This is a genomic window from Aestuariivirga sp., assembly GCF_044238155.1.
GTDB lineage: Bacteria > Pseudomonadota > Alphaproteobacteria > Rhizobiales > Aestuariivirgaceae > Aestuariivirga.
The window spans coordinates 1-12,545 of sequence record NZ_JBIIDX010000108.1; the positions used below are offsets into that span (position 1 = coordinate 1).

The window sequence follows — 12,545 nt, forward strand, 5'->3', positions numbered from 1 at the left end:
TGAATTTAACCACCCGTATTACGGCCCGCAGCAGCGGGTTGGATGCAAGTGCGGAAAAATATTCCAGCGCGGCGCGCCTGCCCGCTTCGCCTCGCGTGGGGTAGGGCAGCACGGGTGAGATCATGGCACCGATCTTCAGGCCGCGATCGACAGCCAGCACCCATGGCTGGATCAATTCGCCCGCGTGCCGGCCCACGATGCCGGCGCCGAGAATGATCCCCCGCCGTCCGGTGATGATCTTCACCAGGCCAGTGCTGCTTGCCTCGGCAAGCGCGCGGTCGTTGCTGCTGAATGGCCAGCGCAGGACCTGCACGCCGGAGCCGTGACGAGCCCGGGCTGCTGCTTCCGTGAGGCCCACCTGGGCCAGTTCGGGGTCGGTGTAGGTGACATGCGCAATCGCGGCCCGGTTCCGCGCCGGCAGGCCGAACACGGCGTTCCGGATGACGATGCCCGCCTGATGGGCTGCCTCGTGGGTGAAATGGCCGCCCGCCACATCGCCCACTGCGTAGACGCGCCGATTGGTTGTCCTGAGGCCGGGGCTCACGGTAATGCCCTTTGCCGAGACAGCGATCCCCGCCCGTTCGAGAGCGAGCGATTCGACATTGGGGCGCCGACCTGCGGCGAGCAACAGATGTGAGCCTGAAATCGCGCTCCCGTCCGCCAGATGGACGCTGATTTCCTCTCCCTCCCGGCTGATCCGCGAGATGGATGCACCCGAGGTAATCCGGACTTCTTCTTCGGCCAATGCGGCAAGCACGGGCGCAGCGAGCTCGGGGTCATCGCGGGACAGCGCTTCGCCTGAATCGACGACGCTGACGCGCGCGCCGAGTCTGCGATGGGCCTGGGCCAGTTCAAGGCCCATGGGACCGGCCCCGATGATGATCAGATGTCGTGGCAGCTTGGTGATGGAGAAGATCGTTTCGTTGGTGAGATAGGGCACATCGGCAAGCCCGGGAATATCGGGAACGGCCGGTCGGGATCCGGTGGCAATCACCACGCGCCGCGCCGTGAACTGGCGGCCGTCTGCCTCGAGTGTGCGCGTGTCGAGGAAGCGGGCCTCGGCCGCCACGACACTGACGCCAAGCGCCTCGAAGCGTTCCGCGCTGTCATGGGGCGCGATGGCGTCAATCACCCCGTGCACGTGCCGTTGCACGGCCTGAAAATCAATCTCGGGCTCGACTGGTGTTATTCCAAGCTGCCTCGCCTGGCGCATCGCCTGTGCCCGCCCGGCAGCCGCCAGCAGCGCCTTCGATGGAACACAGCCGGTGTTGAGACAGTCACCACCCATCGTGGACCTTTCGAACAGCACCACCTGCTGTCCGAGCCGTGCAGCCGCAGCGGCCACCGTGAGGCCACCCGCGCCTGCACCGATCACCGCAATGTCGAAACGGGTATGCGTCACAGCGATTGCCTCTTCGCGAAGCGCAGCAGCAGCGGCAGCAAGGCCACCAGGCCGAGGCCGGCAAAGCCCCAGCCTAGTTCCGGCGACAGCAGGGTCGATGCATCGAGGCTGACGCCACAGGCGGAAGCGCCCCGGGTGGCGACACAGGCGCTGTAGGCGGCGAGTTGTTCATCAAGTGTCCGGTCCAGTCCTGCTCCAATCAGTGCAAACGCAAAGGAGGCGGGAATGATGCCAAGCGCGGTCGCGGCCAGAAAGGTACGGAAGGGCATCCGGCTCAGTCCCGCCACGGCATTCACCGCCCAGAATGGAAACACCGGCGTCAGGCGCAGGAACAACAGCAGGCTGAAGCCATTCTCGGCAAATCCTCGGGCAAGACGCTCAACCAGCGGACTGGCGCGTTCGGCGAGGGCGGCGCCAAGGGATGTCTTGACCACGGCAAACACGATGCTTGCGCCGCAAACTGCTGCAATGACGGTTGCAGGCACACTCACGGCCCAGCCGAACAGCAGTCCGCCCGCCACGCTCATCACGCTGGCGCCCGGAACCGACAACGCGACCATCGTGATGTAAAGCAGCATGAAGGCGGCCAGTGCGGCGACAGGCTGTTGGTTCACCCAGCGATGCAAAAGGTCGCGGTGCTCGGCCAGTGCGGTGAACGAGAGATAGTGGTGCAGGCCGAATCCATATCCTGCCGCGGCCAGCAGCAGCAGGCTCAGCAGGGGAAGCCACCGGCGCAGCCTGGCGGGAGGGCGGGGCAGGGAGGCGGGCGAAGTATCAGGGTCGGTCATGCGAAATCGGATCCTCCCTTGAACCATCCCGGCTGCCAGCGATAGGGGGATCACCGGTTCGTGAGCAAACTTCAGCGCCGGCAGGCCCCCGGCCTGCGTTGACTTCCCGATGCTTTTCCCGCATAAGCCCCGGCGAAATTGAGACTGACCCGGCCCAACGGCCGGGCGACTGTCTGGATTAGACATTCTAAATACATGAACTTATTGGCACAATTGCCGAAAACGGAGTAACGATCGTGAAGCGCACCTACCAGCCGTCCAAGCTTGTCCGCAAGCGCCGTCACGGGTTTCGCGCACGCATGGCAACGGTGGGTGGCCGCAATGTTCTTGCCCGTCGGCGTGCCAAGGGCCGCAAGCGCCTTTCGGCCTGAGCGCCGGGTTCAATTTGACATGCAGCGCCTGAAGCGACGGCAGGATTTTGTTGCCGCCGCACGGGCGCTTTATGCGGCAACGCCCGGCGTGGTGGTTCAGATGCGCGCGCGAGGTGATGACGGGCCGGCACGGGTCGGCTTTACCGCCACCAAGCGCCTCGGCAATGCGGTGGTCCGCAATCGCATCAAACGGCGCCTGCGTGCTCTGGCTAGCCTGCATCTGGAAAGTGTAGCCCGGCCTGGCCATGATTACGTGCTGATCGGCCGCGACACCAGCGCCGCGCGGACCTTTCCCGAGCTGGAACGCGATCTGGGCTCGGCCTTGAAGAGACTGCACCGTACCGCACCGACGCCGGCGGACAGGGGAACACAATGAAATACGACAACAAGAATTTCATTCTTGCCATCGTCCTCTCCATGCTGATCATTTTCGGTTGGCAGTATTTCTATGCAGCACCCCTTCAGCAGCAGCTGACTGCCCAGACTGAGACTGCCCAGACCCAGCAGGACACACAGGGCCAGACGGCGCCAGCAGCCGGTGGTGCGGTGCCGGGTGCGGGCGGGGCTTCGGCTGTGGCGAGCAGGGAGGATGCGCTGGCTGCAACGCCGCGGCTCAAGATCGAAACGGAATTCGTGTCGGGCTCAATCAATCTCAAGGGTGCGATGATCGATGATCTGCATCTGTTGCGTTACCGTGAGACGATTGACCCCAAGAGCCCCACCATCACGTTTCTCTCGCCGAGCGGCACGCTCAACGCCCTGTTCGCCGAACAGGGCATGGTTTCCGTGGCTGGCAGCACAGCGAAACTTCCGGGCCCGGATACTGTCTGGAGTGCGCCTGCGGGCGCGTTGCTGAGCGAGTCCAGTCCCGTCACGCTGACGTGGGACAATGGCGAGGGCCTCCTGTTCACCCGCAAGATCGAGATCAGTGATCAATATCTGTTCACTGTCACCCAGACGGTGACCAACAGGTCGCCAGCGCCAGTCGCAGTCGTTCCCTATGCCCGTATCCAGCGCCAGGATACACCTTACGTCGAGGGATACTGGGTGTTTTTCGAAGGCATGCTGGGCTGGATTGATGGCAGTCTTCGTGAAGTCCACTATTCGGATATTGCCGAGCAGCAGCAGCCCGAGAAGGCAGACAGCATTGGCGGCTGGCTGGGTTTCACCGACAAGTACTGGGCGGCCGCCGTCATTCCCGACCAAAAGATGCCTGTGACGGCGAGCTTCCTGCATACCAAGCTCGGAAGCCGTGACCTGTATCAGACAGACTATCTGGCGCGTGATGCTCTCACGGTCGGGCCTGGCGCTTCGCTGTCGCATACCGACAGGCTTTTTGCAGGCGCCAAGGTGGTCAGAACCATCAACGCGATCGAGCAGCGCCACCAGATCGACGGGTTCAACTACATGATCGACTGGGGCTGGTTCTACTTCCTGACCAAGCCGTTCTTCTATCTTCTTGACTGGCTCAACGGCATGGTGGGCAATTTTGGTGTCGCCATCCTCCTGGCCACGGTGCTGGTGAAGGCTGCGGTGTTTCCGCTGGCCAACAAGTCCTATGCCTCGATGAGCAAGATGAAGAAGCTTCAGCCCGAGATGGAACGTCTCAAGCAGGAATATCCGGATGACCGGATGAAGCAGCAGCAGGGCATGATGGAGCTTTACAAGCGCGAGAAGGTCTCGCCCCTGTCGGGCTGTCTGCCGGTTGTCGTGCAGATCCCGATCTTCTTTGCGCTCTACAAGGTCATTCTTACCTCGATCGAGCTCCGGCATGCGCCATTCTTCGGCTGGATCCAGGATCTTTCGGCGCCTGACCCGACGAGCCTGTTCAATCTTTTTGGCCTGATTCCCTGGACGCCTCCTCACATGCTGATGATTGGCGTCTGGCCCATCATCATGGGCATCACCATGTGGCTGCAGATGCGCCTCAACCCCACACCCCCGGATCCCGTGCAGGCGAGCCTGTTCAACTGGATGCCAGTAATTTTCACCTTCATGCTGGGAACCTTCCCGGTAGGTCTCGTGATCTACTGGGCATGGAGCAACACGCTGTCGATTGCGCAGCAATCGCTGATCATGAAGCGACACGGCGTCGAGATCGACTTTCTGGGCAACATCCGCAACAGCCTGCCTTTTCTCAAGAAGAAAGCCTCCGGGTGAGTGAGGGCTTTGCCCCGGAACAGATCGATGCGGGCCGCCGTCTGTTCGGCGGCCCGTCCCGCTTCTTGCTGGGGGTTGCGCGGCTCGAGCAGTTGCCGGAGGTGCGTGGCATCGAGATCGCCTTCGCCGGCCGGTCCAATGCGGGCAAGTCCTCGCTGATCAATGCGCTCACCGGCGTCAATGGCCTCGCACGAGCGTCGAACACACCCGGGCGCACCCGCGAACTGAATTTTTTCGATGTCAATGGCAGGCTCACGCTGGTGGACATGCCGGGTTATGGTTTTGCCAAGGCCCCGAAATCGGAGGTGAAGGCCTGGCAGGCTGTGCTCAGGGCCTATCTCCGCGGCCGCCCGGGCCTGACCCGAGCCTTCGTGCTCGTGGATGCCCGCCACGGTATTCTCAAGGCCGATGAAGAGATGTTCGCCCTGCTCGACGAGGCCGCCGTCACCTATCAGGTGGTGCTCACCAAGACCGACAAGATCAAGCCCTCGGAATGCACGAGGGTCATGGAAAAGGTTGCTGCAGCGATCAGCAAGCATCCCGCCGCCTTCCCGGGCATTCATGCCACCTCGAGCGAGACCGGGGCGGGCATTGCCGAACTGCGGGCGGAGATTGCCGGGCTTGTCGAGACCCTTTGAATCTCGCTCCATTGTCCTGTAAGGCGCTTGGGCTGATCTTTCGGGGGCGACTTATATGGATGATCTCAGCACAACGGCTAGAATTCTTTCCGAGGCGCTGCCTTTCCTGCAGCGCTATGACGATCAGATCATCGTGGTGAAGTATGGTGGTCACGCCATGGTGGATCCATCGCTCGCCCAGCGCTTTGCCCGCGACATCGTGATGCTCAAGGTATGTGGCTTGAATCCGATTGTGGTTCACGGCGGCGGACCGCAGATCAACCGCATGCTCGACAAGCTGGAGGTCAAGCCCGAGTTCCGCGAGGGCTTGCGGGTCACTGATCAGGCAACCATGGAGGTGGTGGAGATGGTGCTCTCGGGCGCTATCAACAAGTCGATCGTCGCCTCGATCCAGCAGGCCGGCGGCCGTGCCGTCGGCATCTCCGGCAAGGATGGCAATCTCATGATCGCCAAGAGACTCACCAAGACAACGACTGATCCCACGACCGGCAAGACGGTTGAGGTGGATTTCGGTTTCGTCGGTGAACCGGTGCTCATCAATACCGATATCCTTCAAACCATCATGCGCAGCGATTCGATTCCGGTCATCGCCCCTATCGGCGTGGGCCTCGGAGGTGAAACCTTCAACGTCAACGCCGATACGGCAGCGGGCGCCATCGCCACGGCAACGCGCGCCAAGCGCCTTCTTCTGCTCACTGATGTTGCGGGCGTCCTCGACAAGGACAAGAACCTGATCAGCGAACTCACAGTGGAGAATCTGCCGGGCCTGATCGCCGACGGAACGATCACCGGCGGCATGATCCCCAAGGTGCAGAGTGCTGCGGCGGTGGTGGAGTCCGGTGTCGAGGGCGTCATCATTCTCGACGGCCGCGTGCCGCATTCGGTGCTTCTCGAACTGCTGACCAGGTATGGCGTCGGCACCCGCATCTCGCGGGCTGACGCATGAGGGGTTTCTCCCATGTCGACAGCTGGGTGTTTGACCTCGACAACACGCTCTATCCGGCGTCTTGCCGGCTGTTCGACCAGATCGACGTGCGGATGGGCGAGTTCGTCTCCAGACTGCTTGGCGTCGACCTTCCCGAGGCCAAGCGGCGTCAGAAGGACATGTTCTACAAATATGGCACAACGCTGCGCGGCCTGATGACCGATCATGGCATCGTGCCAGACGATTTCCTCGACTATGTGCATGATATCGATCACTCGCCCGTGCCCCCCAACCTTCAGCTCGACGAGGCGCTTCATGCGCTGCCTGGCCGCAAGCTGATCTTCACCAACGGCACGGTAGCCCATGCCGAAAAGGTGCTGAACCGGATCGGCATCACCCATCACTTCGGCGATATTTTCGACATCGTGCATTCAGACTTCATCCCCAAGCCGGGGGGAGAGCCCTACCGTGCCTTCATCCGCCAGACCGGGATCAGGCCTGAGGGCGCGGCCATGTTTGAGGACATTGCCCGCAATCTGGAAGTGCCACATGCGCTGGGCATGACGACGGTTCTCGTGGTGAGCCCGGACAATACCGACGCTGAACACCTGAACCGCGCCTCGGGTGGAGCGGCGCAGCAGCACATCCACCACGTCACGGACGACCTTCCGGCCTTTCTGACCGATCTTGCCCTGCGTCTCAAAGGCCGGACTTGACCGGCCGGCGCATTTTGGGCGAAAGCCAGCATGAGATCAGCGGGAGACATGCCATGAGCGACCTTCAGAGCACCATCGAACAGGCCTGGGAGGGCAGGGACAAGATCAACCTCGATACCCGTGGGCCGGTGAGAGATGCGGTTGTGGCCGCACTCGATCTGCTCGACAGCGGCAAGGCGCGCGTCGCCGAAAAGCGGGGGCAGGACTGGCACGTCAACCAGTGGCTCAAGAAAGCGGTGCTGCTGTCCTTCCGGCTCAATGACATGACCATGATCTCCGGTGGCCCAGGTGGTTCGAACTGGTGGGACAAGGTGCCCTCGAAGTTCGATGGCTGGGGCGAGAAGGACTTTCGTGCAGCCGGCTTCCGCGCTGTGCCCAACTGTGTTGTACGCCGGTCGGCCTATATTGCGCCGGGCGCCATTCTCATGCCGTCCTTCGTCAATCTCGGTGCCTATGTGGACACTGGCACCATGGTCGATACCTGGGTCACGGTCGGCTCCTGTGCCCAGATCGGCAAGAACGTGCATCTCTCCGGGGGTGTCGGCATCGGCGGCGTTCTGGAGCCGATGCAGGCGGGCCCCACCATCATCGAGGACAATTGCTTCATCGGCGCCCGCTCGGAGGTTGTTGAAGGCGTGGTGGTGGGCGAGGGCTCGGTGATCTCGATGGGCGTGTTCATCGGCCAGTCGACCAAGATCATCGAGCGCGATACCGGCAAGGTTCACATGGGCAAGGTGCCGCCTTATTCAGTGGTCGTGTCGGGCTCCCTGCCACAGAAGCCCTATGCCGATGGCTCGCCGGCGCCCTCGCTCTATTGCGCGGTGATCGTCAAGCGGGTCGATGAGAAGACCCGCTCCAAGACCTCGATCAACGAGCTGCTGCGCGACTGAGACCCCTTTCCCTTCGCCCGCCTCTCCTTCATAGTACCGGTTGCGATCGCGTCGCATCGCGCTGACCATATGGGAGTGAGCAGGATGGACTGGCAATATCTGTTCTTCAGTTTCGATGGCCGTATTGGCCGGCAGACCTATTGGCTGAGCTTGCTGGCCCTGTTCGTGATCAGTCTCGTGGCCATGCTGATCGATGTCATGCTTGGCACTTTCTATGAACATGGCTATGGCCTGGTGAGCGGGGTCGTCAGCATTCTGTCAATCTATTCGTATATAGCGGTTTATGCAAAACGCTGGCATGATCGCAACAAATCCGGATGGTGGACGCTCATTGTGCTTGTTCCGGTCATCGGAGGCCTCTGGATGCTGATCGAGTGTGGCTTCCTGAGGGGAACGGACGGCCCCAATGACTTTGGCTCCGATCCGCTGGCCGGCTGAGGCGGGCGGTGCCGTCGTCCACGATGAAGAACACCCCCTCTGATCCCGTTCCGCTGCTCCAGGAGCTCATCCGCTGCAGGTCCGTGACGCCCGCCGAGGGTGGCGCCCTCACCTGTATCGAGAACCTGCTTTCTGCCCATGGCTTTCGCTGTCATCGCCTCACCTTCCGCGAAGACGGCACGCCGGATGTTGTCAATCTCTTCGCCCGTATCGGAACGGGCTCGCCACACCTCTGCTTTGCTGGTCACACCGATGTAGTGCCCGAAGGCCCGGCGGAGAACTGGACGTACGCGCCCTTTGCCGCCGAAATCGCCGATGGCTTCATCTACGGCCGTGGCGCCTGCGACATGAAAGGTTCCGTGGCAGCGTTTGCGGCAGCGGCGCTAGACTATCTCCGGGGTGCGGGCGGCTTGACTGGGTCGATCTCCTTCCTGATCACCGGTGATGAAGAAGGCCCTGCCATCAATGGCACGGCCAAGGTTCTGGACTGGATGCGCGCCAATGGCCACATTCCGGATCACTGCATCGTCGGAGAGCCAAGCTCGGTCGACCGGCTGGGTGATACGATCAAGATCGGGCGGCGTGGGTCCATGAGTTTCCTGGTCAGGGTCGAGGGACGCCAGGGTCATGCCGCCTATCCGCACAAGGCAGACAATCCCATACCCAAGCTGGCGCGCCTGATCGACCGCATTTCCACTGCAAAGCTCGACGGTGGCAATGCCCATTTCGACCCGTCCACCCTGGCCGTCACCAGTTTTGATGTCGGAAATCCGGCAGGCAACGTGATTCCGTCGCGCGCCGAGGCCAAGTTCAACATCCGCTTTTCGACTGAACACAGCTTTGCCTCGCTGCAGACATGGGTCGATACCCAAATTTCGGTCGTGCGCGCCGAGGTGGGTGGAGCGTGGTCCGTTTCGGTCAGCAAGGGAGCGGACGCCTTCATCACGACCGCCGGACCATTCGTAAGTCTCGTACAGGGCGCCGTGGCTGCGGCCACCGGCATCGTACCGCGGCTGTCGACCAGTGGTGGAACCTCCGATGCGCGGTTCGTGAAGAACTTCTGTCCGGTCTTGGAGTTTGGCCCGACCAACGCGACCATTCACCAGGTCGACGAGCGTATTGCCATCGACGAATTGCGGGCCACACAGAGCGTCTATGGCCGCATCATAGCCGACTACTTTTCCTCTGCGCTGTAGCCGACCCGGAGAAGGTAAAGCCCCTCGGGAGGTGCAACGGGGCCGCAGGCTGACCGGTCACGCGCTGCAAGGGCCCCCTTGACGTCGGCGGCCCGCCACTTGCCTTCGCCGACGAGTCTCAGCGACCCTACCATCGAGCGCACCTGGTTGTGAAGAAAGGACCGTGCGTCGGCGCGGATCTCGATCAGTTCGCCATATCGCGCAACATCGAGGCGGTCGAGTGTCTTGACGGGAGATTGCGCCTGGCATTGCGCCGCGCGGAAGGTGGTGAAATCATGCTTGCCCACCAGATGCTGTGCGGCCTCGTGCATTGCATCCGCGTCGAGATCGGCAGGAAGCCACCAGACCTTGCCGGCATCAAGGGCGGGAGGCGCCCGGCGATTGAGAATCCGATAGAGGTAGTAGCGGCGGGTAGCGGAAAAGCGGGCATGGAAATCATCTGCAGCGCGTTCTGTCTCCAGCACGGCCACTGGCTTGCCACGCATGTTGCCGTTAAGGGCATTGCGGAGCTTGAACGTGTCCCAGTCCTTTTCGAGGTCGACATGGGCCACCTGGGCCAGCGCATGCACGCCGGCATCGGTACGGCCCGCACCATGTACTGTTGCGGCTTTGCCATTGATCACGGCAACGGCACGTTCGAGCACGTCCTGCACCGAGCTTCCACCTGCCTGTGACTGCCAGCCTGTGAAGGGGCCACCGTCATACTCGATGGTCAGCCTGTAGCGCACCATCAATCCACCACGCTGCCTGCCGGCACGGAAAAGCCCCGCAGGAATTCCTCTGCGGTCATGGCGGCCTTGCCCTCGCGCTGGAGCCTCAGCAACCGCACGGCGCCTGATGCACAGGCCACGGTGAGGCGGGAATCACAAAACATTCCCGGCGTGCCGCGTGTCTCGGCGGTTTCGCAAAGCAGCACCTTGATGCGCGTCCCCCCGATCTCAAACCATGCCCCAGGAAATGGCGCGAGCCCATGGATGTGATTGCGCACTGCAACAGCTGGCCGGGCGAAGTTGATGCGTGCTTCTGCCTTGCTGATCTTGCTGGCGTAGGTCACGCCGTCTGCCGGCTGTGGCCGGCAGACGAGAGCGGGATCTGCCAACGCCTCGACCATCAGCCGTGCTCCGAGTATCGCAAGTTCATCATGAAGCGACTGCGCAGTCGTATCGGGTGTGATGGCGATGTCGCCGGTATGGCACACTGGGCCGGTGTCGAGCCCTTCTTCCATGCGCATGATGCTGACACCGGTGATGCTGTCGCCAGCCATGATCGCGCGCTGGATGGGCGCTGCACCGCGCCAGCGCGGCAACAGCGAGGCATGGACGTTGAAGCAGCCGCCTTTCGGGGTCTCGAGAATGGGTTTTGGCAACAGCAGGCCATAGGCGACGACCACTGCGGCATCAGCCCCAAGGGCTGCGAAGCGGGCCTGCTCGGCGGGGTCCTTCAGTGTCAGCGGCGTTCGTACCTCGATCCCCAGGGATACGGCATGGGCATGGACCGGCGAGGGCCGTTCCGCCATGCCCCGCCCGGCCGGTCGCGGCGGCTGCGAATAGACACAGGCAATGTGATGACCGGCTTCGATGAGGGCTTTCAGGGTCGCGACCGCGAAGTCTGGCGTTCCCATGAAGACAAGCCGCATGGCTCAGAGCTTTCCGAGCTTCTGGGCCTTCTGGAATTTCTTGATCACCCTCTCGCGCTTCATTCTTGAAATGTGGTCGATGAACAATACGCCGTTGAGATGGTCGATCTCATGCTGAAGGCACGTGGCCAGCAGCCCGTTGGCGTGCAGTTCCCGCGGCTCGCCCTCGCGGTCAAGGTAGCGCAGCCTGATCTCTGCGGGTCTCGTGACCATCTCGTAGAACTCGGGTATCGAGAGGCAGCCTTCTTCATAGTCGTTTGCCGTCTGGCTGGCCCAGGTGATTTCCGGATTGGCGACGAACAGGGGCTTCCGCTCCTCACCATCCTTTGCGAGATCGATCACGAGCAACCGCCTCGGCACCCCGATCTGGATCGCGGCCAGGCCAATGCCCGGGGCGTGGTACATGGTTTCGAGCATGTCGTCCCATAGTCTCCTGACATCGGCATCCACCGATGCCACAGGCTGCGACTGCTGACGAAGGGTCTTCTCGTCCGGAAGCGTTACGATGGGAAGAAGTGACATGGCTGACACTTAGTCAACCGGCCCGAGCCGGTCAATCGAGCCGGCTCAGTTCCGGACCGTCACGACGCCCTGGCGCGATGGCTTTTCATACCAATAGCTGCCCGGATGCACCACCATTGCGGATGTGCCAGTCGGATAGATCATGCGCACCGTGCAGCCATACTTGCCATCGCTGCAGACCTTCTCGATCGCGTAGGGCTCGGCTGGAGCCACGTTGCTGCCGCTGTCGGCCGCCAGCGCTGCGCTGGGCGCGATCAGGAGCGCAACCAAGCCCGCGAGGGCCGTTCTGACTGCCATGGCATACTCCTCAGGAAAACCGGCCCCGGCCGGGTGTATCAAGCCGCAGGATGCTATTCCTTTGCAGTCTTGGCAAGCGGCTTGCCTTTTCTGGCCTGACCGCCCATATACGGGCTCGGGAGGTTGGCGGCGGACGTGCCGCTCGCCAACCGGGTCAGGTCCGGAAGGAAGCAGCCCTAACGAGAATGGAACGGGTTGCCCGTCCAGCCTCCCACCCGTCAGCTCCAGACCGGCAAGGCGGCTATCGCTTTGCGGTCGGGGTTGGGTCAAGTCAAGTTACCCCGCGGAAGCCCGCCATGGACGAGACGCAGAATGGCGCGAACGCCTCAGGCTACCGCGTTCTTGCCCGTAAGTACCGCCCGCGCACCTTTCCTGACCTGATCGGGCAGGACGCGATGGTGCGCACCCTCACCAATGCCTTTGCAGCTGGCCGCATCGCGCAGGGCTTCATGCTCACCGGCGTGCGTGGCGTGGGCAAGACGACCACGGCCCGCCTCATTGCTCGCGCCCTGAACTATGGCGACAAACCCACTGTTGACATGCCGGTCTTCGGGCCGCACTGCGAG

15 protein-coding genes, 1 other RNA gene and 1 pseudogene are annotated in these 12,545 nt (G+C 62.3%); 11 read left to right on the forward strand and 6 right to left on the reverse strand.

The window, feature by feature from the left end; all coding sequences use genetic code 11:
* Both ACILRN_RS11730 and ACILRN_RS11735 read right to left on the reverse strand, forming a co-directional pair.
* On the reverse strand, positions 1-1,402 hold a 1,402-nt coding region (locus ACILRN_RS11730; protein ID WP_395688510.1), incomplete at its 3' end, for a dihydrolipoyl dehydrogenase family protein.
* Positions 1,399-2,190, reverse strand: coding sequence for a TVP38/TMEM64 family protein (locus ACILRN_RS11735; protein ID WP_395688512.1), 792 nt, complete (start codon positions 2,188-2,190; stop codon positions 1,399-1,401). The genes ACILRN_RS11730 and ACILRN_RS11735, both read right to left, overlap by 4 nt.
* Before the next feature lie 236 nt (positions 2,191-2,426).
* Between ACILRN_RS11735 and rpmH the strand changes: the two genes are divergently transcribed.
* From rpmH to dapE, 9 genes are all read left to right on the forward strand, one after another.
* Complete coding sequence (gene rpmH / locus ACILRN_RS11740) at positions 2,427-2,561, forward strand: 50S ribosomal protein L34 (RefSeq protein WP_111198758.1); 135 nt, start codon at positions 2,427-2,429, stop codon at positions 2,559-2,561.
* A gap of 19 nt (positions 2,562-2,580) precedes the next feature.
* Positions 2,581-2,937 carry a ribonuclease P protein component gene (rnpA, locus tag ACILRN_RS11745; RefSeq protein WP_395688514.1) on the forward strand — a complete coding sequence of 119 codons (357 nt, stop codon included), beginning with the start codon at positions 2,581-2,583 and terminating at the stop codon, positions 2,935-2,937.
* Entirely contained in the window at positions 2,934-4,721 is a 1,788-nt protein-coding gene (gene yidC / locus ACILRN_RS11750; protein ID WP_395688516.1) for a membrane protein insertase YidC, read from the forward strand. Before rnpA ends, yidC begins: the two co-directional genes overlap by 4 nt.
* Positions 4,718-5,359: a ribosome biogenesis GTP-binding protein YihA/YsxC gene (gene yihA, locus ACILRN_RS11755; protein ID WP_395688518.1), complete on the forward strand. Its 642-nt coding sequence runs from the start codon at positions 4,718-4,720 to the stop codon at positions 5,357-5,359. The genes yidC and yihA overlap by 4 nt, the downstream gene beginning before the upstream one ends.
* Before the next feature lie 55 nt (positions 5,360-5,414).
* The gene (argB, locus tag ACILRN_RS11760; RefSeq protein ID WP_395688520.1) at positions 5,415-6,305 is read left to right on the forward strand and encodes an acetylglutamate kinase; all 891 of its coding nucleotides are present in this window, start codon (positions 5,415-5,417) and stop codon (positions 6,303-6,305) included.
* Positions 6,302-7,000, forward strand: a complete 699-nt coding sequence (locus ACILRN_RS11765; RefSeq protein WP_395688521.1) for a pyrimidine 5'-nucleotidase — start codon at positions 6,302-6,304, stop codon at positions 6,998-7,000. The genes argB and ACILRN_RS11765 overlap by 4 nt, the downstream gene beginning before the upstream one ends.
* A 53-nt stretch (positions 7,001-7,053) precedes the next feature.
* On the forward strand, positions 7,054-7,890 hold the full coding sequence (gene dapD, locus ACILRN_RS11770; protein WP_395688523.1) for a 2,3,4,5-tetrahydropyridine-2,6-dicarboxylate N-succinyltransferase: 837 nt from the start codon (positions 7,054-7,056) through the stop codon (positions 7,888-7,890).
* An 84-nt stretch (positions 7,891-7,974) separates the two neighbouring features.
* Complete coding sequence (locus tag ACILRN_RS11775; RefSeq protein ID WP_395688525.1) at positions 7,975-8,328, forward strand: DUF805 domain-containing protein; 354 nt, start codon at positions 7,975-7,977, stop codon at positions 8,326-8,328.
* A 23-nt stretch (positions 8,329-8,351) separates the two neighbouring features.
* Positions 8,352-9,524, forward strand: a complete 1,173-nt coding sequence (gene dapE, locus ACILRN_RS11780; protein ID WP_395688526.1) for a succinyl-diaminopimelate desuccinylase — start codon at positions 8,352-8,354, stop codon at positions 9,522-9,524.
* On the opposite strand, the gene truA is transcribed toward dapE, so the two are convergent.
* From truA to ACILRN_RS11800, 4 genes are read right to left on the reverse strand one after another with little or no spacing between them, the layout of a single operon-like run.
* Complete coding sequence (gene truA / locus ACILRN_RS11785; protein ID WP_395688528.1) at positions 9,503-10,255, reverse strand: tRNA pseudouridine(38-40) synthase TruA; 753 nt, start codon at positions 10,253-10,255, stop codon at positions 9,503-9,505. The genes dapE and truA overlap by 22 nt on opposite strands.
* Positions 10,255-11,160: a methionyl-tRNA formyltransferase gene (gene fmt, locus ACILRN_RS11790; RefSeq protein WP_395688529.1), complete on the reverse strand. Its 906-nt coding sequence runs from the start codon at positions 11,158-11,160 to the stop codon at positions 10,255-10,257. The genes truA and fmt overlap by 1 nt, the downstream gene beginning before the upstream one ends.
* A 3-nt stretch (positions 11,161-11,163) precedes the next feature.
* On the reverse strand, positions 11,164-11,682 hold the full coding sequence (def, locus tag ACILRN_RS11795; protein ID WP_395688531.1) for a peptide deformylase: 519 nt from the start codon (positions 11,680-11,682) through the stop codon (positions 11,164-11,166).
* 45 nt (positions 11,683-11,727) lie between these two features.
* Complete coding sequence (locus ACILRN_RS11800; protein ID WP_395688532.1) at positions 11,728-11,979, reverse strand: hypothetical protein; 252 nt, start codon at positions 11,977-11,979, stop codon at positions 11,728-11,730.
* 118 nt (positions 11,980-12,097) lie between these two features.
* On the opposite strand from ACILRN_RS11800, the gene ffs reads away from it, so the two are divergent.
* Both ffs and ACILRN_RS11810 read left to right on the forward strand, forming a co-directional pair.
* Positions 12,098-12,194: signal recognition particle sRNA small type (ffs, locus tag ACILRN_RS11805), an RNA gene on the forward strand.
* Positions 12,195-12,275: 81 nt separating this feature from the next.
* Positions 12,276-12,545 (forward strand): annotated as a pseudogene (locus ACILRN_RS11810) (DNA polymerase III subunit gamma/tau); the annotation flags it as partial.